Origin of the sequence: Alcanivorax sp. (assembly GCF_002733835.1) — a bacterium.
GTDB lineage: Bacteria > Pseudomonadota > Gammaproteobacteria > Pseudomonadales > Alcanivoracaceae > Alcanivorax.
Genome location: NZ_NVWY01000046.1, coordinates 1 through 25,369 on the forward strand (window position 1 = coordinate 1; position 25,369 = coordinate 25,369).

Sequence of the window (25,369 nt, forward strand, 5' to 3'; positions counted from 1 at the left end):
GCCTGAACCTCCCTGATCACAATGTTTTCCTCGCAGAATCATTGTAACCAGTTCGGTTCAGGCTTTTTCATTTGTCCCTCAACTGTGGGACAGCAGTGGCCCTCGGGCGCGTTTTCATACTGCTCTTGTCTACCAATCAACCAATAAAATAACTGCTTGCCTTGGCATTGATCTGATCACTGACGTACTTGGCCAGCGCTTGCACCGTCCACTGGGGCGGCGCGCTCATGGGCTCGGGAATCAGGCTGGCATCCGCCACGAACAACCCTGCAGTACCATGGACTTCGCCGTTGGGCGCCACCACAGATTCATAGCTGTCAGCACCCATACGGCATGTGCCATGGGGGCTAAAACTGTTAGAGCGGAAGGTGTACATGCCCTTGATGCCATAATCCACTTCCGACAGTTTTTCATCGAGACTGAAGACGGAATCCACTTCCAGGCTCTGGAAGGTGGGCATGAACACTTTCTCGGCGCCACCGGAAAAGAAGATTCGCGCAGCCAGCGCCGCTGACGCTTTCATGTTTTCAAACTCTTCACGATTGGGATTCCAGTGGATGGTCTTGCCGCCGGTATAGGCGTCACCGTCCCACTGCACATAACCGCGCCCCTGATCGGTACTGAAGGCGTTCACCCCAGCATAGTATTTGTAATCCTTCATGAAATCGATATGTGCCTTACCGGCCTTCATATCGCCTTGCGCCATGAGGGACTCCGGCTCAGCCAGCCCCGAGAAAATGGTGTAGCCGTCGGAGCGAGTGAACTCATCCACCTGCACCCCGACCAGGGCGCCGCGGAAACCGTAAAGCGGCTCCTTGAATTTCCCCATCACCTGGGTAAACGGCTGAATGGACAAATTACGGCCCAGTTGCCCGCTGCGGTCTTCAACTCCGCTACGCTGCATGATCAGCGGGCTGTGAATGGCCCCCGCCGCCAACACCACCAGGTCCGCATCCACCTGCATGTCTGCCACATGGGCGCCGCTGTCCGGGTCGGTCACGCGGGCTTCCACCCCGCTAGCCCGGCCGTTTCGGGTGCGCACTTTTACCACTTCCGTATCCGAGAATATCCGGGCGCCATACGCCGCTGCCCAGGGAAGATGGGTCACCAGGGAACTCATTTTCCGATCCGACGGGCAGCCCGCCAGACAATGCCCGGTGAGCGCGCATTGCTTCACATTGCGCTGCGCCGGTTTCCAGGAGAACTGCATTTTCTCGCAGCCCTGAATCACCTTGTGGGCGCAGGCATTGATTTCGTGGGCTTCGTTGATGTGAATCTGTAGCTGGTCGGCCACCGTATCCAGATACGGGCGAAACTTTTCCGCAGACAAATTATCCAGCCCGTACTTGGCAGCCCAGCCATCAAGCACGTCATCGCCGGGCTCTTCCATGACGCAGGCCCCAATAACCGTGGAGCCCCCCACGCAGGCACCCTGCACAAAAATAATATCCGCAGTGGTGTTCACCTGGCCTACCTGATCCTGATAGATCTTGGTCATGGTATCGCCAAGGTGCTCGGTAAAGGCCGAGCTGGGATAGTACCGCCCGGATTCCAGCACCAGCACATCCCGACCGGCCTTGGCCATTTCATAGGCCACCATGGCACCGGCGGCGCCGGAGCCCACCACCACCACATCGGTTTTCAGTGTAAATCGCTTGCCCAGGCTGGCATCCAGTGCCACATCTTTTGCCTGGGTGACAGGAACCCCGTCCCGGGCTACTCGTACAAACGCCATTATTATTCTCCGCCCTTACGCCCGTGGTAACGGGGCATTCCCCAATCGTCGTACACCCCACAACTCCGTCACCGGCCCGTGATATTCCAGGCCCGGCCAGGTGCGCTCGTCACGCCAGTAGTTCAATGCCACCAGCGCTTTCAGGGTGGTCATCAGCCCGCGTTCAAAGAACGAGCCTTCCTGCATGGCATCCACATAAGCCAGGGCCTTGTCGTCGGGCAAACGGCTAAAACGGCTGAACTTGAAGCTGACCATGGGACGGTTGTTGAACACCCAAATCCCCAGCCCCAGCAGTTCGCGGGTCTGCGGCGGCATTCGCTGGGCCATGGCATCCACGTTTTTTATGGTAGGCACAACATCGGTACTGGAAGGGAGCCCATAACGATCAGCGGGGATCATCACCTCGGTAAGGCGGGTAATCACCTCGACTTCGTCGTCATTGAGGCTGTGGTACTCGAGGGTTTCCGGCGCCTCACGGCGGCCGAATAGACTGGAACAGCCGGTGGTGAACGCGGCACCCGCCAGCACACTGGTTCGCAAGAACCCGCGGCGGCTCAGGGGCTCAAGGCCGCCCAGAAAGCCGGGCAGCGGCGCACGGTTATTATTCTTCATTCAGACCCTCTCCTGGGCAGGCCTGTTCTCTTTCAGGCCCTTGTTGTTATTGGTGGAGCGGTATTTGCCATGGTTGTTATCCCCCGAGTCTATAACAAACCGTTACAAACGCCAAAGCCCCCGGCGCAACCGGGGGCAGGCATTATGATCAAGCGGAAATACGCTATGGCGAAGAGCGGGCCTGCGGGCATCCCAACCCGCTGCTTTCAGGCCATTTGCCGAGCAATACGGGTGGCCAGCGCATACACCGTGATCTGCGGGTTCACGATGATGGAGGTGGGTAACAAGCTGGCGTCGGCCACGTATAACCCGGGCACATCGTGGCTCTGGCCATCGCTACCGACCACACTGTTATCCGGATCGGCCCCCATCCGGCAGGTACCCTGGGGATGATAACTGACCATACGCAGGTGCTGTGGCAGGTTTTCCAGCGTATCGACCATCTCATCGATGTCTGCCTCACTGCGAATCACCCGATTATCGCTGGCGGGCACATAGACTTCTTTGGCACCCGACGCCAGATGCAGCCGAGCGGCCGCTTTCAGGGCACGCTGCATGGAGGGAAAATCCGTATCGCTGAGCTGATAGTTGATCTTCTTGCGCTCCCCGTCCCATTCAATGGTGCCCACATTGTGGTCGTGGATCAGCGTGACCAGCCCGCCCAGGTACTTGGCATCGGCCATGTAATCCATGAACGGCTTGCCGGTACCCGGTTCCGCCGCCATGGTCAGCTCTACCAGCCCGGCACCGCCATCTTCCAGCACGAAGCCGCCCTTGTCGGGGTGCATGAACTCGTCCACATACACGCCGAGCATGGCGCCACGCCAGGGATAAACCGGCTCCGGGTAGCGGGCGGGAACGTACAATGACGGGTGGCAGGCAAAGTTCCTGCCCACCTGCCCGGACCGGTTAGCCAGCCCGCTTTTCAGCAGCAGCAGCGGGGTCTGCACCGCCCCTGCCGCAACAATTACCCGGGGCGCTGTCACCGTCATGCGGGCAGCAATAGAGCCATCACGATGGGTTACCGTCGCCGCCACACCGCTGGCCTTGCCGTTTTCGGTAAGGATTTTCTCCACGCGAGTATCCGCGTAAATCTGCGCCCCATGGGCAGTGGCCCAGGGCAGGTAGGTCACCAGCATGGACTGCTTGCGCTCGGTCTTGCAGCCCGACAGGCAATGCCCGGTCAGCCCGCACTGACGGATATTGCGCTGCAGCGGTTTCACCGACCAGCCCAAACGGTTGGCACCGGCGCGGATCAGGCGCCCGTGTTGGGGAATCTCATGCTCACCGTTTTCATGAACGGCCAGGTTCTTCTCTACTTCGTCAAAGTAGGGTGTCAGTTCCGCCGTGGTCAGCTCATTGAGACCAAACTCCCGCTGCCAGTCCTGCAGGATAAAATCCGGTGTGCGAAAGCACACACAACCATTGACTACCGTGGAGCCGCCCACACAGGCGCCCTGCAACACCAGCAGATCGCCGCTGCTATTGGTCTGTCCACCATGGTCCTGATAGAGGGTATCCAGGCTTTCACTGAAGCGTTCAGTGAAGTCCTTGGAGGGCACATAGGCACCGGCTTCCAGCACAACAACCTTGAAGCCCCGCCGGGCCAGCTCATAAGCACTGACCGCCCCGCCCGCTCCGGAGCCGACGATCACCACGTCCGCCTCAATTTCCAGCCGCTCGCCCTCAGGCTGCTTGCCAATCAGGTCACTGGCCTGATGCACCGCAAGGCCGGTGGCCTGCCAACCTGCCGAGCTGTCCGCTGTTGTTGCTATTGTGTCATTCATGCCTTCCCCTCCGGCTGCTTGGCACGCAGTGCATCATCCGCCGGTAACGGCGCATTGCCGAGATAGGCCAGCCCCCACTTGTCGCTGACCGGGCCATCAAAACCCGTCGGCGCCCAGGTCGCTGGCTCCTGCCAATAGGCACTGTAGGTCAGTTGCTTGATCACTGTGGCCAGGGTGCGCTGAATCACGCTGGCGCGCCCCCAACTGTCAAAATAAGCGCGCGCCTCCGCGTCGGATAGATCCACAAAACGACGGCCGTGACTGAGCACCGCCGCGTTGTCGAACAAGCCCAGCCCCGTCCCCATTTCCTTGCGCGTGGCCGGGTCCAGGTTATTCAGCAGTGCCTGCACATTACGCACCACTGGCACCTGGTCACTGGGAGTTAGCGCTGTCCCCTCCACCGGCAACAACACTTGGCGGGCGCGATCAAAAAGATGGTATTCCCCGGCAGACAGTCCCGTGGCCCACTCCGGTGCGGGCTGGTTATCCAACGGAGAGCGACGCAGGAAGGCAAAACCGCCGGCAGCCACGGCAGCCACACCGGCGGAGCCCAGCAGGCTCCATTTCAGAAAGCGCCGTCGGGCCATGCCCTGCTGCCAGATTGCCGCCACACTGGGGGCGGAACGAGGGCTTTTCATGGTCTGTCCTCAACACAAACAAGTCAGTGATGAAGCTACTGAAAAGCCCCTATGAAAACAATGTGTTTACCTGCACAGCCCGGTTTGACCGCACAGTACAGCCCAGCATTGGCGCGGGCTTGGGAGGAACCGTCAGGTTGGGGGTCGATCGTCGAGGGTGACTTTTGGCCCAACGGCCACCGGGTCCTGGTGGATAATCACATCCGCCATGGGAAACGCCTCCTGGATACGCGTTTCAATCCGAGTGGCCAGGTCATGGGCCTGCAGTAAGGTCAGGTTCTGATCCATATCCACATGCAGCTGGATAAACTGGGTACGCCCGGACTGGCGGGTACGCAGATCATGGAACCCCAGCGCCTGTGGATGATCCGCCACAATCGCGGTAATCACCTCCCTCACCTCGCCGGGGATTTCCCGATCCAACAACAGTTGCGCCGATTCATAGGCAATATGCCAGGCGCTGAACAGAATAAAGATCGCAATCACCAGGCCCACCACCCCGTCCAGCCACAGATAGCCAAACTGGCTGACCACCAGCACAACAATGATCCCCACATTGACCGCCAGATCCGACAGGTAATGCAGCGAGTCCGCCTCAATAGCGGTGGAACCGGTTTCCCGGACCACATACTTCTGGATCAACAACAACCCGAATGTCAGCACAATGGAAAACAGCATCACGGCCACACCCGCGCCATTCTCACTGATGGGCTGCGGGTCCATCAGCTTGGTCACGGACTGGTGAATCAGAAACACCGAAGAGCCGGCAATAAACACCGCCTGCCCCAGCCCGGCCAGCGCTTCAGCCTTGCCATGGCCGAAGCGGTGTTCCTCATCCGCGGGCACCAGAGAATAGCGAATAGCGAAAAAGTTGATTAGCGAAGCAATGGAATCCATCACCGAATCCACCAGCGAGGCCAGCAGGCTGACAGACCCGGTCATCAGCCAGGCAATGGCTTTTGCCGCAATCAAAATTAGCGCCGTCAGCACGGATGCCAACCCTGCCATCAGTAGCAGGCGGTGTTCACGGCGATCATCACGACGCATATCTGTATTCCGTTAATCAGTTGGGAAAAGCGGTGCGGGGGAATCAGCGCTTGGGCAAATAGCCCATGGGGTCGACGGGCTTGCCGTCTTTGCGGATTTCAAAATGCAGCTGAGTGCGGAAAGTGCCACTGGCGCCCATGGTGGCCACCTGCTGACCGCCCTTCACCGAATCCCCTTCCTTGACCATCATCTTATCATTATGGGCATAGGCACTTAACCAGCGTTCGCTGTGCTTGATAATCAGCAGATTACCGTAGCCTGTCAGGCCACTGCCCCGGTAGACCACACGCCCCGGGGCGGCAGCCACCACCGGGCTGTTCCGGCGCCCGGAAATGGCGATTCCCTTACGCCCCTGGCTGGCATTGGAAAACGATTCCACCACCTGGCCGCTGGCAGGCCAGCGCCACTCCACCGGGCCGACCGGGACTGCCGGCTTCGTGGCGGGTTTGGAGGCAGGTTTTGCCGCCGGAGCAGGCTTGGAAGCGGGTTTTGAGGCGGCCGGTTTGCTGGCCGGTTTGGAAGAAGTAGTTGCCGGTTTGCTGGCCACCGCCGGGCTGGAGGTCTTGATGCCCAGCGAGATACGCTGGCCGGGATAAATGGTGTACGGCGCCGGAATATTGTTGGCCCGGGCCAACGCTCGGAAATCCCAGCCGTAACGCCAGGCAATGGAGTACAGAGTCTCCCCTTCACGCACGTGGTGCGTGCCGGAGGTGACTTTGCGCGGCTTGGGTTCCTGGCCATAAATATCCACCACCGGTGCAAAGTTGCCGGCACTGCAGCCACTGACCAAAATCCAGACCATGAACGCTGCCAGTGTGCGCATCAGTGACTGTCGGTGCCTGTGTGAAGATCTACTGCCATCAATCACCCCGTTGCCAGGAAACCAGAATCCAGATTGCTCAGTAAGCGTAAACCGACCGCACGGCGATACTCAGCCTTGCGGTGTCTGCGCAACATTATGCACCGGCGCCACCCGGTAAAGTAACCACACCAGCCCGGACGCCACAGCTACCATGGCCAGAGCCAAAGGTAGCTGTGCGGACTGCTCGGTAATCGCGGCATACTGTGATGGCCACAACCAGGTGTCACCCAGGCCGTGCTCGCCGCTCAATCGCCAGGGCCACAATTTCAGTAATGAACCCGCCATAAAGCCGGCCAGTAACGCCATGACCGTGTCATGGAAACGATGCAGCGTCCACTTCAGCACATGCACAAAACTCAGCAGCCCCAGCGCACATCCCGACAGAAATGCCAGCAGCAAGCCAAACTCAGCCTGCTTCACAGCTTCCAGCACGGGCTGGTACATGCCCAGTAAAAGAAGGATAAAACTGCCGGAAATGCCCGGCAAAATCATTGCGCAGATGGCCAGCATGCCACTGAAGAAAAACACCAGCGCACCGCTACCGGCTGCCGACAGTGCCGGGGCCAGGCCGATGGCCACGGCCACGCCGGTGCCCAACAAGAAGGCTCCTATCTGCACCGGGCCACGCTGCTGCAAGGGTTTCAAGACCAGAAAAATGCTGGCGAGAATCAGGCCGCTGAAAAAGGCCCATACCGGCACCGGATGGCTATCCAGTAACCAGGTAATCAATCGTGCCAACACGGCAATACTGGTGAAGATACCGGCCAGCAAGGTGAACAGAAACGTGAGGTTGGCCTGCTGCCAGACGGCAACAAATCCCTCCTGCCGCCATACGGTCAGCAGCCGCGGAGTAATGCCGCCCAGGGTGTTGATCAGCTCTTCATAGATGCCGGTGATCAGGGCCAGGGTGCCACCGGAAACGCCGGGCACCACGTCAGCTGCGCCCATGGCCATGCCGCGAAAAAAAATACCGGGTCGAATCATGTTAGTCCTTGAAAAGAGCTTCTAGCTTCTAGCTTCTAGCTTCTAGCTTCTAGCTTCTAGCTTCTAGCTTCTAGCTTCTAGCTTCTAGCTTCTAGCTTCTAGCTTTCAGGATGGGGCTCGCCCCAAACGAAGCGCAACCCCTAAAGCAAAGTGTTTGTTTAACTCGCAGCTAGTAGCTAGTACCTCGTAGCTGCCTTACCGCATCACCCCACGCTGGAACGGCACGAAGCGTACCGGGTCCAGGGTCTGGGTATGAAATTGATCCCCCTCGCGGTCAACCACGGTGAGAATTTGCTGGCGATCACCGCCAACCGGCATCACCAGGCGACCGCCGTCTGCCAGTTGAGACAGCAAACCGTCAGGAATATCCGCACGGGCGCACGCCGCGAGAATACCATCGAACGGCGCCTCCGCCTTCCAGCCAAAACCGCCATCCGCATGCTTGAGCTGCACCTTGGCCAGGCCCAGCTGCAATAGACGCTTGCGGGCCTGATCCTGCAGGGGGCGAATGCGTTCCACCGAATACAGCTCATCACAAAACGGCGCCAGCACCGAGGTTTGATAACCGCAACCGGTGCCAATTTCCAATACCTTGCGCGGCTTGCCGTTGGCAATCAGCAGCTCGGTCATGCGGGCAACCACCCAGGGCTGGGAAATGGTTTGCCCATGACCGATCGGCAAGGCGGTATCATCATAGGCCTGATGCGCCAGGGCTTCTTCGATAAACAGGTGTCGTGGTGTATTGCGGATGGCATCCAGTACGCGCTCGTCCTGAATACCGGCGTCACGCAAGCGCTGCACTAACCGATCCCGGGTCCGTGCAGACGTCATGCCGATGCCGCTGAGTTGGATATCCATCTGTGTTCGTTTGCCTCAATGCGAGTCAATCAGCCGGTGAACTGATCAGCTCTGCCATTACTGTCGTGGCAAAAGCGCCTGTGGGTAGCGTAAACGCCAGCTCCAGGCAGTCTTCCCCTTCCCTTTCCGGGTCTGTATGCCAGACCCACTGCAAGTCCCGTACCGGCAGCCTTGTGCTACGGCGGGCTTCTTCTACCTTGATCTGGCGCAGGCCCTCTATCACCGGGGCGTGGGGCGCCAGGATCTGCTGCTCCAGTTCATTACAGGGGCCAGATGATGCCATGCCGGGCAAGCCGGGCAAAGGGGCGGTGGGGTGCACTTCCCCGCTCGCCACCCGCTCCACCGCGTTGCAATCGTCATCGGCCATGAACAACCCGCGGCTGCCTTCCGGTTGCAAAATATCGCCGGCCAGCATTCTGTTCCAGCAATCGCGACGTACCCGTTCAGCCAATACCTGATTGAACAGATTGCTGCGCACGGCGGACAACCACATGCCCCGCAACGCTTTCTTGCGTGGTGCTTCCCCGCCCAGCAACCATTCGGTGCCACGCACCAGATTCCCGGCTCCCCGACCAAAACGTTGTTCGCCGAAATAATTCGGAACGCCTTCCGCCATGATGGCGTGCAGCTGGGTCTCCATTGCTTCCCGGTCGCCCTGGAAAGCCGTGACGCGCAACCGAAAGTCGTTGGCACGATGGGTGCCACGGTTGAGTTTGCGGCGGTGACGACCGGCTTGCAGTACCGTCAGGCCTTCGGGCCAATTGAACTCCGGATCGTCCTTGCCCGGCAAATGCAGGCTGAACCATTGCCGGGTCACCGCATGTTTATCTTTCAGACCGCTGTAGCCCACTGATAAACGATGAACGCGGGCCTGCTTGGCGAGCAGCATGGCCACGTCTTCGGTATTCCAGCCGGTTTTTTCAATTTCCAGCCAGAGGTGTTCACCCTGGCCTTCCGGCGTCACGTGCATTTGCTCCGCGACGTAAAAGTCGTCTGGCCGTGCCTTTAATACACCCTGGCACACCGGGCCCCCATGGGCGCAGGGCAAGGCTTCACGGGTCATGTCGGACACGGCAGTCACTGGCTCTCCAGCAGCACCACGGCCTGCACCGCTATGCCTTCCTTGCGACCGGTAAAACCCAGCTTTTCCGTGGTCGTTGCCTTGACCGATACCTGACCCGGCTCACACTGCAGCAATTCGGCGATGCGTTCACGCATGCCGGCAATGTGCGGCGCCAGCTTGGGTGCCTGGCAGATCACCGTCAGGTCTGCATTACCCAGCCGCCAGCCGGCGTCCAGAATGGATGAATAGATGGCGGTCAGCAGCTGACCGGAATCAGCACCTTGCCATTGCGGGTCAGTGTCCGGGAAATAGTGGCCAATGTCCCCCAGCGCCAAGGCGCCAAGCAAGGCATCGGATAACGCATGCAACGCCACATCGCCATCGGAATGCGCCTTGAGGCCGTGGCTGTGGGGAATGGCAATACCACCGAGCATGACATGATCGCCCTCATCGAAGGCATGGACGTCAAACCCCTGACCAATACGCACGCTCACCACGGTTCTCCTTCGCTGCTGTCATCACTCTGCTGCCGGCTCAGATAAAAGCGGGCCAGTGGCAGATCGTCGGGGACGGTTATCTTGATATTGTCGCTGTGACCGGCGACCAGGCCAGGCTGCCAACCATCACGTTCCATGGCTGACGCTTCATCGGTAATGGTGGCGAGATCACCCTGTAATGCCGCCAGCAGCGCCTGGGCCGGGAAGAGTTGAGGTGTCAGCGCCCGCCAGATATGCGCACGATCCAGCGTGGCCGCAATGTGCTTTTCCTCTGCGGCCTGCTTGATGGTATCCACCACCGGCAAGGCGAGAATGGCACCCTGGGGGCCGGTCTGGTCCAGCAGACTCTGAATATCCGAGAGCCGGATCAGCGGGCGCGCCATGTCGTGCACCAGCACCCAGGCGTCAGCGCCGCCCTCATCCAGCACGGCCGCAACGCCGTTGCGTACCGAGTCGGCCCGGGTATCACCACCGGCCACCGTCTGGATACGTGGGTGGCCGGAGACCGCCAGCGTGGGCCACCAGGGGTCGTCAGCGGACACCGCCACCACCACTTTGTGGATCGGCGCGAACGAGAGCAATCGATTCAGGGTGTGTTCGGCCAGGGTTTGGCCGGCCAGGGAAAGATACTGCTTGGGAAAACCCGCGCCCATTCGGCTTCCCACCCCGGCAGCAGGAACCACGGCATACAGCGGGCCGGAAATAACAGGATTCACTCGGTGCCCCGGGGCTGTTCAAGAATCAGGAAAAAGGTTTCTCCGTTACGAACCATACCCAGGTCCTTGCGTGCGATTTCTTCAATCGCTTCTGTACCTTGTTTCAGGTCGTTCACGTCAGCGGCCATGAGACGATTGCGTTCTGCCAGCTTGGCATTGCTTTCTTTCAGCACGGCCACGTCTTTTTTCAACGCGGCCACATGGCGAAGGCTGCCTTCACCAAACCACAACCGAACCTGCAGGCCCAAAAACAGCAGCGCCAGCAATGCCAGAGCGACTTGCCGGGCAGGTGACAGTTTCAGTGTCATCCGCTCGACGTTGCCCTTGCTGTTGCCGGCGCTGGATTTTGCCTTGGGGGCTGGCATCGCTTAGCCGAGCAGCTTGAACTCTTTACGGCCATGGTAAGCCGCACGGCCCAGTTCCTGCTCGATGCGAATCAAACGGTTGTACTTGGCAACACGGTCGGAGCGGCACAGGGAGCCGGTCTTGATTTGGCCCGCCGCCGTCGCCACCGCCAGATCAGCAATGGTGGTATCCGCTGTTTCACCACTACGGTGGGAAATGACCGCAGTGTAACCGGCATCCTTGGCCATTTTGATAGCGTCCAGGGTCTCGGTGAGAGAGCCAATCTGATTGAACTTGATCAGGATGGAGTTGGCCACGTTCTCGTCGATACCGCGCTGGAGAATTTTGGTGTTGGTTACGAATAGATCATCCCCCACCAGCTGGACTTTCTTGCCCAGTTTTTCGGTGAGGATTTTCCAGCCATCCCAGTCGGATTCGTCCATGCCATCTTCGATAGAGATGATCGGGTAGCGGTCGCACAACTCTGCCAGGTAGTCGGCAAACTCTTCAGAGCTCATGCTACGGTCTTCACCGGCCAGCACGTACTTGCCATCCTTATAGAATTCGCTGGCGGCACAATCCAGCGCCAGAGTCACATCATCACCCGCCTTGTAACCGGCAATCTCGATGGCTTCCATGATGGCTTCCAGTGCCGCTTCGTTGCTGGGCAAGTTCGGCGCAAAGCCGCCTTCATCACCCACCGCGGTGTTCAGGCCACGTTTCTTCAGCACGCCCTTCAGCGCATGGAAGATTTCCGCCCCGTAGCGAATCGCTTCCGCCACCGTGGGCGCGCCCACCGGCTGGATCATGAATTCCTGAATATCCACGTTGTTATCGGCGTGCTCACCACCGTTAATGATGTTCATCATCGGCACGGGCAAGGAATATTCGTTATCGTCGTCCTGCAGGTCGGAAATATACTCGTACAGGGGCTTACCCTGATCCACCGCCGCCGCCTTGGCCGCCGCCAGGGACACAGCCAGAATTGCATTGGCCCCCAGGTTCGCCTTGTTCTCGGTGCCATCGGCATCCAGCATGGCCTGGTCCAGCGCCTTTTGATCACAAGCGTCTTTACCCACCAGCAGCTCGCGGATGGCAGAGTTCACATTGCCTACCGCCTTGGTGACGCCCTTGCCCAAGTAACGGGACTTGTCGCCGTCACGCAGTTCCAGCGCTTCGCGGGAACCGGTGGAGGCGCCGCTGGGCGCACAGGCACTGCCACTGGCACCGGATTCGAGAACCACATCGGCTTCGATTGTCGGGTTGCCACGGGAATCCAGAATTTCACGGGCCTTGATGTCAACGATCTTGGACATGTCGGTAAATCTCCAAACTCTAATCAGTTATTTTCGAAGGCAGGCAGTGCCTTGACGGTATTATCCAGGGTTTGCATCTGTGCAAGGAATGGCTCCAGACGATCCAGCCTCAGGGCGCAAGGGCCATCGCATTTGGCATTATCCGGGTCAGGGTGGGCTTCCAGGAACAGCCCGGCGATGCCCTGGCTGATGCCGGCGCGGCCCAATTCCGCCACCTGGGCACGACGACCGTCGGCGCTGTCAGCCCGGCCACCGGGTTTTTGCAAGGCGTGGGTGACGTCGAAAAACACCGGGTAGTTGAATTGCTTCATGATGCCGAAGCCGAGCATGTCCACCACCAGGTTGTTGTAACCAAAGCTGGAACCGCGCTCGCAAAGAATCAGCTGATCGTTACCGGCGTCCTCACATTTGTGCAGAATGTGCGACATTTCGTGGGGCGCCAGAAACTGGGGCTTCTTGATATTGATGATGGCCCCGGTTTTTGCCATGGCCACCACCAGATCCGTCTGCCGTGCCAGGAAGGCGGGCAGCTGGATGATATCCGCCACTTCCGCCACCGGAGCCGCCTGGTAAGGCTCGTGCACGTCGGTGATCACCGGGCAGTTGAAGGTCTTTTTGACTTCTTCGAAGATCTTCAGGCCTTCGTCAAGGCCCGGCCCCCGGTAAGAGCTCAATGAAGACCGGTTTGCCTTGTCGAAACTGGCCTTGAATACCCAGGGTATGTTCAGCTTGCTGGTCACTTCCGCATAGGCTTCCGCCACCTGCATGGCCATGTCCCGGGATTCCAGCACATTCATGCCGCCGAACAAGGCCATGGGCTTGTCGTTGGCGAATTCCAGCCCGTTCAGGGCAATGGTCTTCTGATTACTCACGGATCACGCCTCCTTGTGGGCCTGCTGTTCCGCCAAAGCGGCTGCCACATAGCCTTTGAACAAACCGTGCCCGTCACGGGGGGTGGAGGTGAATTCCGGGTGGAACTGGCAGGCCACAAACCACGGATGGTCGCCTACTTCGATCACTTCCACCAATTCACCGTCCACGGAACGGCCGACGATCTTCAAGCCTGCCGCTTCCAGTTGCGGCAGGTAGTTGTTGTTTACCTCATAGCGATGGCGATGGCGCTCCACGATACGCGTGCTGCCATAACACTGGGCCGCGCGGCTGCCTTCTTCCAGCACGCACTCCTGACCACCCAGACGCATGGTACCACCCAGGTCGGAGTCCGCAGAGCGCTGCTCTTTCTGACCATCTTCGGTAATCCATTCGGTGATCAGTCCCACCACCGGGTCCGGCGTGTTCGGATTGAGCTCTGAGGAATGGGCTTTTTCAATGCCTGCCACGTGACGGGCATATTCGATCACCGCCAGCTGCATACCCAGACAGATGCCCAGATATGGCACCTTGTTCTCGCGGGCATAACGGATTGCGGCAATCTTGCCTTCGGTCCCCCGGTCACCAAAACCACCGGGCACCAGAATGGCATCCAGGCTTTCCAGCACACCGGTGCCGTCGCGCTCGATATCTTCCGCATCCAGATAGAGGATATTGACCTTGGCGCGGTTGCTGATACCCGCATGGATCAACGCTTCGTTAAGTGACTTGTAGGCATCGACCAGTTCGATGTACTTGCCCACCATACCGATGGTGACTTCGTTTTCCGGGTTCAGTTGTGCTTCCACCACACGATCCCATTCGCCAAGATCCGGTTCGGGCAGATCCAGGCCAAACTTTTCCACCACGATGGCGTCCAGGCCCTGCTCGTGCATGCCACGGGGCACCTGGTAAATGGTCTTGCAGTCCGGGGAGGAAATCACCGCCCGGGCTTCCACATTGGTAAACAGGGCAATTTTTTCCCGGGCGCTCTGCGGAATCGGGTCATCCGCACGGCACACCAAAATGTCTGGCTGCAGCCCGATGGAACGCAGCTCTTTCACGGAGTGCTGGGTGGGCTTGGTTTTGATTTCCCCGGCGGTGGCGATGTACGGCACCAGCGTCAGGTGCACCAGCAGGGACTGGCTGGAGCCCAGCTCCACGCGCATCTGCCGGGCCGCTTCCAGGAAAGGCAGCGATTCGATATCGCCCGCAGTACCACCAATTTCCACGATGGCCACATCCGCATCACCCGCGCCTTCGCGGATCTTCAGTTTGATCTCATCGGTGATATGGGGGATCACCTGGACGGTGGCGCCCAGGTATTCACCGCGGCGCTCTTTATCCAGCACATGCTGATAGACACGGCCGGTGGTAAAGCTGTTGCGGCGGTTCAGGCGGGTGCGAATAAAACGCTCGTAATGACCCAGATCCAGGTCGGTTTCGGCGCCGTCTTCGGTCACGAACACCTCACCGTGCTGGTAAGGGCTCATGGTGCCGGGATCCACATTGATGTAGGGATCCATTTTAATCAGGGTGACCTTGAGGCCGCGAGCTTCCAACAGGGTGGCCAGGGACGCGGAGGTAATCCCCTTCCCCAGAGACGACACCACACCGCCGGTGACAAAGATGAAACGAGACATGCACTCACCAGATCGCTAGTGGGTTGATAGCACCATCGTCAGTGTGTACCGGCCCCCATAAAAAAAACACCCTGCACGTTACAGACGGGCAAGGAGCTTTCGTAAATCGGGTTGGCCAGCTTCGCAAGAGACGATTGAACACCTGAAAATTCAGGAGCTTGCGCTACATCAGGACGGGAGAAAATGTTAACAGAAGCCGCCCCGTGCCTCAATCGGAATCGCTCCCGAAAGCGTAAAAAGGTGGTGATACCCAAACCGTACAGGCATCGGCTACGCCGAATTGCGCACTGCCTGTAAATGGTTGGCCAAGCGGCTGAGAGAGCAGCAAGGCTCAGGGACCGATCCACTCTTGCGCCCCACCGAGCTCGGAGGCAGGGAGCCCGAGATCAGCCTCAGGGCTTCTCACATGCCGCCAGCACATCGGCAAAAGGCGCGTCGATCAGCGATGCAAACGCGGAATGCCGGCCCAGACGGGCACGGCTGGCTCGGGGGCTGCTGATACCACAAAGAAAGCGCGCCAGTTGCCGGGGCGTGGCCAGCGCCCCATGCCCTTCCTGTCTCACTGCCTGAATCACCGCCGCGTCAGGCACACGGCGATGGCGTGCCGTCATGGGCCAATGCTCGCCCTTGCAATGGCTGCACTGCCCACAGGGTTCGGGCAAGCGTTCGCCAAAATAGCTCACCAGGGCCTGCTGGTAACAGCCCTTGCCCTCAGCCCAGTCACACACTTGCTGCAGCCGCTGGATATCCCGTTGTTCGCGCACGCCAAACTGCTCTTCCATTCTGGCGGTCAGCGCCTGAGGCTCCTGCGGGCGCTGCAACATCCGGTATCCCTGGCGCACCCCGGCCACACGCAGCTCAATCATCCCCTGCTGTTCCAGATAACCCAGCGCCTTGAGGATGCGAAGCCGGTCAACCTGCAGCTCTGCGGCAGCATCAATGGGCTTCAGGGTCAGCCAGGTGCGCCCTTGCTTCCCGGTCGCGAAGACCCGCTGCAGGAAGTCGGCTCTTTCATCATTGAATTGACTAATCACGTCATCCCGGGACGTCCGGAAAGCCAGCTTGTACTCCGTATAAAATGGCGCCGTGGCGCGAACCACCCCTTCCAGCTCCAGATAGGTCAGCAGTGTGTTGATCACCAGAGGACGCACATCGAACTGCCCGGATAATTCATGCACAGACAGGTCGAATTGCTCGGGCCGGGCCACCAGCCAGTTGATCAACCCCGCAAGCGATGCGCCGTCCGGGGTATCCCCGTAACTGAAATTCTCCAATACGGTCAGATCGTCCGAACCGGCCAGCAATACACACTCGGAGGGTTTGCCATCCCGCCCTGCCCGGCCGATTTCCTGCATGTAGTTTTCCAGGGACTTGGGCAGGTTGTAGTGATAAATCGCGCGAATATCGGCCTTGTCGATGCCCATGCCGAACGCGATGGTGGCAACGACAATATTCCCCTGCCCAGCCATAAAAGTTTCCTGCACCCGGTGGCGCTCGTCATCCTTCAGCCCCGCATGATATGCCTGCGCCGGCAGCCCCTGCGCCTGCAGGAACCCGGCCACCTGTTCGGCGGTTTTCTGCAAAGTGACATAAACGATGGCCGGCTCCGATGGCCGGGACTGCAATGCCGCCAACAATGCCTGATCCCGTTCGGAGGCATTGTGGGGCCGAATATTCAGCGCCAGATTGGGGCGGAAAAAGCCAGTCTGAACATGATCTTCCCGGGCAATGGAAAAACTGTCGCAGATCTGCTTCGCCACCTGGGGAGTGGCCGTCGCGGTCAGTGCCAACACCCTGCCCACATTGAGATCGCCGGCAAGCTGCGCCAACTTCAGATAATCCGGGCGAAAATTATGCCCCCATTCAGAAACACAGTGCGCTTCATCCACCGCCATCATGCTGATCGACAGCCGCTTCAAACGCGCCAGAAACCGCTCATTGGCCAGGCGCTCCGGCGCCACGTACAACAGCTTGATACTACCGTCATCCAGCCCCCGGTAGACACTCTGTAATTGCTCTGCATCCACGCTGGAATCCAGCCGCGCGGCAGCAATACCCAGCCGGTGAAGCTGATCCACCTGGTCTTTCATCAATGCAATCAGCGGCGACACCACCAGGGTCACACCACTGAACATCAACGCCGGCAATTGGTAACACAGGCTTTTACCGCCGCCAGTGGGAAACACTGCCAGCGCCGAACGCCCGGCCAGCAATGCGTCGATAACTGCCTGCTGCCCGGGGCGAAAGGCCTGAAGCTGAAAGGTCTGCTGCAAATGTTGCTGAAGGGCCTGCATGGCACTCCCTTTTCGGCTGGGGTTGAAGACGCAAGAGATTCGGGATCAGTCAGCGCAAGTCTGGCAGAGGAGGAATACTGAAACGAGCAGGCGTTTCGTATTTTACTGTGCGCCAGAACGGACAACTCCCGGCGCCGGGATTACATGCGGGAAGGCTTGCTAGTGTGACATTGCGGTTGAAGGTAACAAATACCAGCGCTCACTATTGTCACTCTCTTCACCATCGGCCAGCCCCACCAATGGCACACTCACCACATCCCCATCACGGAACAGCAATGGCCACTGCCGCCGCTGCCAGGGCGGCACGCCCGCCGCGCGCCAGAGTTCCTTGATCTGTTGATGCAGTCCATGACGCCGCACGGCCAGAGAACCGGACAAAGCCCTGAGCTGCAGATTACCCGGTGGACGAAGCACCCAAATGTCTCCCTCACCACCTTGCTTTGACCAATGCCAGTGGGGCAAGGTCGGCGGCGGCGTCCCTTCCAGCCAGAGCACATCGCCCTGCCAGGGCTGAAAGGCCTCACGTGAAGCCAGATACAAGGCTCCACGGTACAAGCGCGCCGCGTAGCCACCCCACTCCACCCGCGCCTGGCTATCCACCGCAGCCAGATGCAGCAGACGCAACTGTTCAAGCACCGCCGCACTGGGCGCGGTGACCCGGTTTTGCTGTAGCCACCAGCGCAGCACATTGCGCTGCCGCGCCAGAGACAAATCCGCCAAATCGGTCAGAGGAAAAGACGCTCCGGCCACGCCAAGGTTATCCGCATCCTGTTGCGCAATTTCACTGATCAGCTCACTGGCTTCAGCCATGTGGTCTGCCGCCCGGGCAAGCGTGGCATCGGCGCCGGGCCAGCGATCACGCAGTGCCGGTAGAATAGTGTGGCGCAGATAATTACGGCGCAGGGACTGATCCTGATTGCTGGGATCTTCGCGCCAGTTTAGCGATAACGCCGCTCCCCAGCTCTCCAGCGTCTGGCGGCCAACCCCTAACAACGGCCGCCAAAGGGGCACACCTTGTTGCTGACTGTGCTCACGCATGGCCGATAGCCCCTGCACACCCGCTCCGCGCAGCAGCCGGAACAGCAGGGTTTCCGCCTGATCATTGCGATGGTGGGCCATCACCAGTGTTGCGCCCTGGGCGCGCGCCAGCGGCAATAGCACACTATAACGGGCCTCACGGGCACCGGCTTCGAGCCCGTTGGCCATATCGACAGCCACCTTTTCAATAGCGAGCGGGATACCTTGCTGGTCCGCCAGCGACTGGCAAAAACGCGACCAGCCCTGGCTATCGGCCTGCAATTGATGGTCAATATGAACAGCGGAGAGACGCGGGCCCAGGCCCGCTTTGATCAGGAGATGAAGCAACAGGCAGGAGTCCAGACCGCCACTGAGGGCCAGCAGCAGAGGCCCGTCGGGGGCCTGTTCAGCCAGCGACTGGCTGAACCCGGCAGCATCGGACATGGTTATTCGTCAGCGGGATCGCTGGTCACGTTGCCGTAGCTCATCAGGCGCTCGTAACGGCGGTCGATCAGCGCATCCATGTCCATGGCGCGCAGCGATTCCAGCTGGGTTTCCAGCGCCTTGCGAACGGCGTCCGCGGCCTGGTCGTGATCACGGTGAGCGCCGCCCAACGGCTCCTTGATCACTTGGTCCACGATGCCGAGTTCATGCAGCCGGCCGGCCGTCAGGCCCATGGCTTCCGCCGCTTCCGGGGCCTTGTCGGCACTGCGCCAGAGAATCGAGGCACAGCCTTCCGGGGAAATCACCGAATAGGTGGAGAATTCCAGCATCTGCAAATGGTCGCAGACACCGATGGCCAGGGCGCCGCCAGACCCGCCCTCGCCAATGACGGTGGCGATAATCGGGGTTTTCAGCTGGGACATCACACGCAGGTTGCGGGCGATGGCTTCCGACTGACCACGTTCTTCCGCATCAATACCCGGAAAGGCACCGGGAGTATCAATAAAGGTGAGTACCGGCAGCTTGAAACGTTCGGCCATTTCCATCAGGCGCAGCGCCTTGCGGTATCCCTCCGGTTTCGGCATACCAAAATTACGGCGCACCTTCTCTTTCACTTCGCGACCTTTCTGGTGGCCAATCACCATTACTGGTTGGCCCGCCAAACGCGTCATACCGCCGATAATGGCCGGGTCGTCGGCAAAGGCACGATCACCATGCAGCTCATCGAAATCGGTAAAGATCCGCTTGATGTAGTCCAGCATGTAGGGGCGCTTGGGGTGTCGGGACAGCTGGGAAATTTGCCAGGAGCTGAGGCCGCGGAAGATGCTTTCGGTGAGCGTAATGCTTTTTTCCTGCAGCTTGGCCACTTCCTCGGAAATGTTCACCTCGCTGCCACTGCCTACCAAACGCAATTCCTCGATTTTCGCTTCCAGGTCGGCAATCGGTTGTTCAAATTCGAGGAAATTGGGATTCATATTCTGAGCCTGTTCAAGGTGTTATCAGCATGCGCCCGGACCAGAATGGCCGTTCCCTGGCGCCAACAAGGCAGAAACGCTACGCCGGGGATCCCCAAACGCAACCTGCCCATAAAAGAATGCAACAAGTGTAGCCGCAACCCAATGACAACGTCGAGAGATGGCCGACATGGCTAGGTTGCAAACTGTTTCAAAGGGAGACGCTGCACGCATCAGGCTTCACGCAACAACGCGGGAGCGCATCGAACATAAAGAACGGCCCTGCGTCGCTCCCAAGCACCTAAGTCGCGGACTCTGACACCTCCACTACTGCGCAGCTTTCTCGTGTTGAAGCGTGCTGCGTGGTGCGTCTAGCGTTAATACTCCATCCGCACCGCGTCTTCACCAAAGCGGACGCGCAGCTCTTCCACCAGTGACTCGTGGGGGCTGATTTTCCATTCATCGCCCAGCCAGAAACTGGCAGCCGCAATGTTGTGGTCCAGATCCAGCAGCACCGGGGTGTTGCCCCCCTGGTAAGGCGACAGCATCTGCTGGAGCTGCTGGGGCAAATCGTCCGCCACCGGCACCGCCACCCGCAAACGGCGAGCAAAGGTTTCCCGGGCCTGACGCATATCCATGATTTCATCGGCGACCAGATTAAAGCCGCCGGTGTATTCGTCGTTACGGACGCCGCCCTTGAAGATCAGCAGGGTATCTTTCTGCACCAGCTCGCCGAATTCAGCGAAGGTTTTGCCGAATACAGACACTTCCACCCGCCCGGTCTTGTCATCCAGGGTAATGAACGCCATGCGATCGCCACTGCGTTTGCTACGGGTAATACGCAACGCCACCACCAGCCCGGCGATGGTGGCGGCCTCCCCTTTCCCGGTGGGCTGCAGGGAATTGATTCGGGCGGTAACGAACTGCCGCACTTCTTTTTCATACTGGTCGATGGGGTGGCCGGTCAAAAACAGGCCCAGGGTGTCACGCTCGCCATTAAGACGGGTCTCATCGTTCCAGGCGCGGGCCGGCTTCCATTCCACCGCCGTGGCCGGGCTGTCATCCACGGCCCCGAACATATCCATGATGCCGGCCGCTTCGTTGCGGGCATCCTGATCTGCAGCAGCAATGGCGTCCGGCAAGGTGGCCAGCAACTGCGCGCGGTCGTGGAAACTGCTTTTCGGCCCCAGCTTGTCCAGTACCCCGGCGCGCACCATGGCTTCCAGGGAACGACGGTTGATTTTTTTCAGGTCAATGCGGCGACAAAAATCAAACAGGTCCTTGAACTCACCGCCATCTGCCCGCGCCGATACGATGGCATCGATGGGACCTTCACCCAGCCCCTTGATGGCCCCCAACCCATAAACAATGTCGCCCTCCGGGTTCACGGTGAAGCGGTAGCCACAGGAATTCACATCCGGCGGCAATACCTGCAAACCCATGGTTTTGCATTCATCAATGAAGGTCACCACCTTGTCGGTGTTCTGCATATCGGCAGAAATGGTGGCCGCCATGAATTCCGCCGGGTAGTGAACCTTGAGCCAGGCAGTTTGGTAAGCGACAAGCGCATAGGCCGCAGAGTGGGATTTGTTGAACCCGTAGCCTGCGAACTTTTCCACCAGGTCGAAGATCTTCATGGCCAGGTCCGGGTCAACGCCCTTTCCTTTCGCCCCTTCTTCGAAGATCGCCCGCTGCTTGGCCATTTCTTCAGGCTTTTTCTTGCCCATGGCCCGGCGCAGCATGTCAGCGCCGCCCAGCGTGTAGCCGGCCAGCTCCTGGGCAATCTGCATCACCTGCTCCTGATACAGGATAACCCCGTAGGAGGGTTTCAGGATCGGCTCCAGCCACTCGTGCTGGTACTGCGGATCCGGGTAGGCCAGCGGTTCGCGACCGTGCTTACGGTTCACGAAGTTATCAACCATGCCGGATTCCAGCGGCCCCGGACGATACAGGGCCACCAGCGCGATAATATCTTCGAATACGTCGGGCTGGAGTTTTTTGATCAGCTCCTTCATGCCCTGACTTTCCAGCTGGAACACCGCCGTGGTGTCGCCCCGCTTGAGCAGGTCAAAACTGGGGCCGTCGTCCAGCGGAATGTGGTCAATAACCAGATCGTCCAGCCCTTCACGGCCGCGCTTCACGTTGGCGGCTTTTACGGCCCAATCAATGATGGTCAGGGTTTTCAGACCAAGGAAGTCAAACTTCACCAGGCCGGCGGATTCCACATCATCCTTGTCGTACTGGGTAACCAGGTTGGTACCGTCTTCTTCACAGTACAGCGGCGCGAAGTCCGTCAGCTTGCCCGGCGCGATTACCACGCCCCCGGCGTGCTTGCCCACGTTCCGGGTCAGGCCTTCCAGTTTGAAGGCCATTTCCATGATTTCGTTGGCTGCGTCCTTGTCGGAATTTTCATCGCTTTCCAGGAATTCGCGCAGGGTTTCTTCCTGCTCCAGAGCCTTGGTCAGCGTCATGCCCGGAATGCCCGGGATCATCTTGGACAAGCGATCAGCCAGGCCGTAGGGCTTGCCCTGCACCCGCGCCACGTCGCGCACCACCGCCTTGGCGGCCATGGTGCCGAAGGTGATGATCTGGCTCACCGCATCACGGCCGTACTTGTCCGCCACGTAGTTGATTACGCGGTCGCGTTTTTCCATGCAGAAGTCGACGTCAAAGTCGGGCATGGAGACCCGTTCCGGGTTAAGGAAACGTTCGAACAGCAAGTCGTAGCCGATGGGATCCAGGTCGGTAATCTTCATGGCATAGGCCACCAGGGAACCGGCACCGGACCCCCGGCCCGGGCCTACCGGCACTTCGTTGTCCTTGCCCCACTGAATAAAGTCGGCAACGATCAGGAAGTAACCGGGGAACCCCATCTGGTTGATGATATCCAGCTCGAAGGTCAGCCGATCATCATAATCTTTGCGCTTTACCGCATACTCGGGGTCATTCACATCCAGCAGCGTTTTGAGGCGCTCTTCCAGCCCATCGCGGGAGACTTTTTCAAAATACTGCTCGATGGTCATGCCTTCCGGAATCGGGAAGTCCGGCAGGAAGTTTTCCCCCAAGCGAATGTCCAAAGTACAGCGGCGGGCGATCTCAACCGTATTCGCAAGCGCTTCGGGCAGATCAGAAAACAGCGCCGCCATTTCATCGGCGGATTTCAGATACTGCTCTTCGGAGTATTTCTTCGGCCGACGCGGATCATCCAGAGTGTTGCCATCATGGATACACACCCGGGATTCATGGGCTTCGAAATCTTCCCGGCGCAGAAAGCGCACATCGTTGGTCGCCACCACCGGCAATCCCAGTTGCCCCGCCAGTGCAACGCTGGCATGCAGGCAATCTTCGTCGCCCGGGCGCGAGGTACGCTGCACTTCCAGATAGAAGCGGTCGCCATACACAGAGGCAAGCCAGCTCGCATATTGCTGCGCCAGCTCGTGCTTTTCCGCCAGTAGCAGTTGCCCCACTTCGCCCTGAGAGGCCGCTGAAAGCACGATCAGGCCTTCGTGAAGCTCTGCCACCCATTCCGGCTTCACCAGCGCCCGGCCCCGGTCCTGGTTAGTCTGCCAGGCGCGGCTGATAAGCAAGGTCAGATTCTGGTAGCCCACTTCGTTGAGCACCAGAAACGACAGGCAAGCGGGCTCCTCTATGTGTGTGCCCTGCACCCACAGGTCCGCGCCCATCAGCGGCTTGATCCCCGCATTCATGGCATTCTGATAAAACTTGATCAGCGCAAACAGGTTCGAATCGTCGGTGACCGCCACCGCCGGGATCCGGTCATTCACGCAGGTCTTGATCAGTTCCTTGACCCGCACGACGCCATCGACCAACGAATAGTCAGTATGCAAGCGCAGGTGGACAAAACGGGGATCGCTCAAAACAGGTTCCCTTGTGCAATTGCGGTGGCGACCGGGCCAAAGGAGCGGCGATGCTCGGCCAGGGCGCCATGTTGTTCCAGGGCCGCCATGTGTACCGCTGTCGGGTAGCCTTTGTGGCGGTCGAAGCCATATTGGGGGTAGCGTTCGTGGAGCGCATGCATTTCACGATCTCGCGCCACTTTGGCCAGAATCGAAGCGGCAGAAATGGCCGGTACGCGCCCATCCCCTTTTACCACCGCCTCCGCCGGGCAGGGCAACGCCGGTACCCGATTGCCATCAATGAGCACCGCCTGCGCCACCAGGGGTAACGCTTCCACGGCTCGCTGCATCGCCAGCATGGTGGCATGCAGAATATTCAGTTCGTCGATTTCAGCCGGCTCAGCCCGCCCCAGCGCCCAACCCAGAGCATGAGATTTGATCTCAGATTCCAGCGCCAAGCGTTTCTTTTCACTGATTTTTTTGGAGTCAGCCAGGCCCATTATGGGGTGTTGCGGATCCAGGACAACCGCCGCGGTTACCACCGCACCGACCAAAGGGCCACGGCCCACTTCGTCAACGCCCGCCACATGCATGCCGGGCTGCCAGAGAAAGGCAGAAGGAATAAAGGGATCTGCCAGGGCATACTCGGCAAAGGGGTCACGCTGCTGCGTTTGTGCCATCAGGCCTCCAGCAATTGGGCAACGGCCGCCGCCGCTTTCTCGCTGGCGCCACCGCGAAGCTGTTGATGTACGTCCTGGAAGCGAGCTTTCAGGGCCTGGGCCAGCTCAGGCTGATCGAACCAGCGGCGCACAGCAGTGACGATCGCATCCGTGGTCAGCGCTTCCTGAATCAGTTCTGGCACCATTTCCTGCCGACATAACAGGTTCGGCAGTGATACGAATTCACTCTTTATCAAACGGCTGACGATGGCGTAGGTCACCGCCCCGACCCGATAGCCTACCACCATGGGTTTGGTCAGCAACAAACCTTCCAGGGTAGCAGTGCCGGATGCCATGAGCACCACATCAGCGGCGGCCATTACCGTACGGCTCTGGCCATCCACCAGCGACACAGGCAAATCAGGCTGGGCGTCCAGCAGTGCCTGGATTTGCTCACGGCGGGCATTATTGGCCGCAGGAATCACATAATGCAGCGCCGGATCCTGCTGATTCAGCACTACCATGGCCTCCAGAAAGGCGGGCATCAACTGCCCCACTTCCCCGCCCCTACTGCCCGGCAGCACGGCCAGAATGCGCGCTTGTGGATCCAGGCCCAGTGCCTTGCGAGCTCCCGGCACATCCGTCTCCAGGGGTATTCGGTCGGCCAGCGGGTGGCCCACAAAGGCCACCGGTACCTGATGCTGCTCATAGAACCGGGCTTCAAACGGCAACAGGGTCAGCATCAGATCAATGCTTTTCTTGATGCCCTTGATACGCCCCTGCCGCCAGGCCCAGACCGACGGGCTCACATAGTGCACGGTTTTCAGGCCGCGATCGTGGAGCCGACGCGCAATGGGCAAAGTGAAATCCGGGGAATCAATCCCGATGACTACATCCGGTTTCTGTTCCAGCAGAAAGCGGACCAGGGATTTACGCAGACGCAGCAACTCAGGCAGATGGGAAAGCACTTCGGTGATTCCCATCACCGACAGTTTTTCCATGGGGAACAAGCTGGTGAGCCCTGCCTGGGCCATCTCTTCGCCACCGACACCGATAAACCGGGCACCGGGATAACGGGCAGCAAGGGCCTGCATCAGACCCGCACCAAGAATATCCCCGGAAGCTTCCCCGGCAATCAGTGCGACCAGCGGTGCGTCCTTGCGCTGTGCCAT

The 25,369-nt window shown here is 59.4% G+C and carries 21 protein-coding genes; all 21 read right to left on the minus strand.

The genetic code is table 11. The annotated features are described in order from the left end of the window. Positions 1-136: 136 nt before the first annotated feature. Positions 137-1,735, minus strand: a complete 1,599-nt coding sequence (locus COA55_RS15345) for a GMC family oxidoreductase (RefSeq protein WP_290502845.1) — start codon at positions 1,733-1,735, stop codon at positions 137-139. Positions 1,736-1,750: 15 nt separating this feature from the next. Next, a complete protein-coding gene (locus COA55_RS15350; RefSeq protein ID WP_290502846.1) occupies positions 1,751-2,347 on the minus strand; it encodes a transcriptional initiation protein Tat in 597 nt (198 codons plus the stop codon). Positions 2,348-2,553: 206 nt separating this feature from the next. Next, entirely contained in the window at positions 2,554-4,134 is a 1,581-nt protein-coding gene (locus tag COA55_RS15355; protein WP_290502848.1) for a GMC family oxidoreductase, read from the minus strand. Beyond that, positions 4,131-4,772 (minus strand): gluconate 2-dehydrogenase subunit 3 family protein, encoded by a 642-nt coding sequence (locus tag COA55_RS15360; RefSeq protein WP_290502849.1) that lies wholly within the window; start codon positions 4,770-4,772, stop codon positions 4,131-4,133. The genes COA55_RS15355 and COA55_RS15360 overlap by 4 nt, the downstream gene beginning before the upstream one ends. Before the next feature lie 132 nt (positions 4,773-4,904). Next, positions 4,905-5,819, minus strand: coding sequence for a cation diffusion facilitator family transporter (locus COA55_RS15365; RefSeq protein WP_063518500.1), 915 nt, complete (start codon positions 5,817-5,819; stop codon positions 4,905-4,907). Between the two features lie 43 nt (positions 5,820-5,862). Then, positions 5,863-6,642, minus strand: a complete 780-nt coding sequence (locus COA55_RS15370) for a peptidoglycan DD-metalloendopeptidase family protein (protein WP_063518501.1) — start codon at positions 6,640-6,642, stop codon at positions 5,863-5,865. Between the two features lie 108 nt (positions 6,643-6,750). Then, positions 6,751-7,665, minus strand: a complete 915-nt coding sequence (locus COA55_RS15375; RefSeq protein ID WP_290502850.1) for a DUF368 domain-containing protein — start codon at positions 7,663-7,665, stop codon at positions 6,751-6,753. 195 nt (positions 7,666-7,860) lie between these two features. After that, positions 7,861-8,523, minus strand: a complete 663-nt coding sequence (locus tag COA55_RS15380; RefSeq protein ID WP_290502852.1) for a protein-L-isoaspartate(D-aspartate) O-methyltransferase — start codon at positions 8,521-8,523, stop codon at positions 7,861-7,863. A 25-nt stretch (positions 8,524-8,548) separates the two neighbouring features. Next, positions 8,549-9,604: a tRNA pseudouridine(13) synthase TruD gene (locus COA55_RS15385; protein ID WP_290502853.1), complete on the minus strand. Its 1,056-nt coding sequence runs from the start codon at positions 9,602-9,604 to the stop codon at positions 8,549-8,551. Further along, positions 9,601-10,074: a 2-C-methyl-D-erythritol 2,4-cyclodiphosphate synthase gene (gene ispF, locus COA55_RS15390; protein WP_197468330.1), complete on the minus strand. Its 474-nt coding sequence runs from the start codon at positions 10,072-10,074 to the stop codon at positions 9,601-9,603. The genes COA55_RS15385 and ispF overlap by 4 nt, the downstream gene beginning before the upstream one ends. Positions 10,075-10,076: 2 nt before the next feature. Beyond that, positions 10,077-10,799 (minus strand): 2-C-methyl-D-erythritol 4-phosphate cytidylyltransferase, encoded by a 723-nt coding sequence (gene ispD, locus COA55_RS15395; RefSeq protein WP_290502855.1) that lies wholly within the window; start codon positions 10,797-10,799, stop codon positions 10,077-10,079. Beyond that, positions 10,796-11,164: a septum formation initiator family protein gene (locus COA55_RS15400; RefSeq protein WP_290502856.1), complete on the minus strand. Its 369-nt coding sequence runs from the start codon at positions 11,162-11,164 to the stop codon at positions 10,796-10,798. Before COA55_RS15400 ends, ispD begins: the two co-directional genes overlap by 4 nt. Positions 11,165-11,167: 3 nt before the next feature. Then, complete coding sequence (gene eno / locus COA55_RS15405; RefSeq protein ID WP_063518506.1) at positions 11,168-12,460, minus strand: phosphopyruvate hydratase; 1,293 nt, start codon at positions 12,458-12,460, stop codon at positions 11,168-11,170. A 23-nt stretch (positions 12,461-12,483) separates the two neighbouring features. Continuing rightward, positions 12,484-13,332, minus strand: coding sequence for a 3-deoxy-8-phosphooctulonate synthase (gene kdsA / locus COA55_RS15410; protein ID WP_082872375.1), 849 nt, complete (start codon positions 13,330-13,332; stop codon positions 12,484-12,486). A gap of 3 nt (positions 13,333-13,335) precedes the next feature. After that, positions 13,336-14,973, minus strand: a complete 1,638-nt coding sequence (locus COA55_RS15415) for a CTP synthase (RefSeq protein WP_063518507.1) — start codon at positions 14,971-14,973, stop codon at positions 13,336-13,338. A gap of 392 nt (positions 14,974-15,365) precedes the next feature. Then, entirely contained in the window at positions 15,366-17,267 is a 1,902-nt protein-coding gene (locus tag COA55_RS15420) for a RecQ family ATP-dependent DNA helicase (protein WP_290502858.1), read from the minus strand. Positions 17,268-17,426: 159 nt separating this feature from the next. Then, positions 17,427-18,728, minus strand: a complete 1,302-nt coding sequence (tilS, locus tag COA55_RS15425; protein ID WP_290502859.1) for a tRNA lysidine(34) synthetase TilS — start codon at positions 18,726-18,728, stop codon at positions 17,427-17,429. Positions 18,729-18,730: 2 nt separating this feature from the next. Then, positions 18,731-19,702, minus strand: a complete 972-nt coding sequence (locus COA55_RS15430; protein WP_290502860.1) for an acetyl-CoA carboxylase carboxyltransferase subunit alpha — start codon at positions 19,700-19,702, stop codon at positions 18,731-18,733. A 356-nt stretch (positions 19,703-20,058) separates the two neighbouring features. Then, a complete protein-coding gene (gene dnaE / locus COA55_RS15435; protein ID WP_290502862.1) occupies positions 20,059-23,559 on the minus strand; it encodes a DNA polymerase III subunit alpha in 3,501 nt (1,166 codons plus the stop codon). Next, positions 23,556-24,218, minus strand: coding sequence for a ribonuclease HII (rnhB, locus tag COA55_RS15440; RefSeq protein ID WP_197468840.1), 663 nt, complete (start codon positions 24,216-24,218; stop codon positions 23,556-23,558). The genes dnaE and rnhB overlap by 4 nt, the downstream gene beginning before the upstream one ends. Then, complete coding sequence (gene lpxB / locus COA55_RS15445; protein ID WP_063521571.1) at positions 24,218-25,369, minus strand: lipid-A-disaccharide synthase; 1,152 nt, start codon at positions 25,367-25,369, stop codon at positions 24,218-24,220. Before lpxB ends, rnhB begins: the two co-directional genes overlap by 1 nt.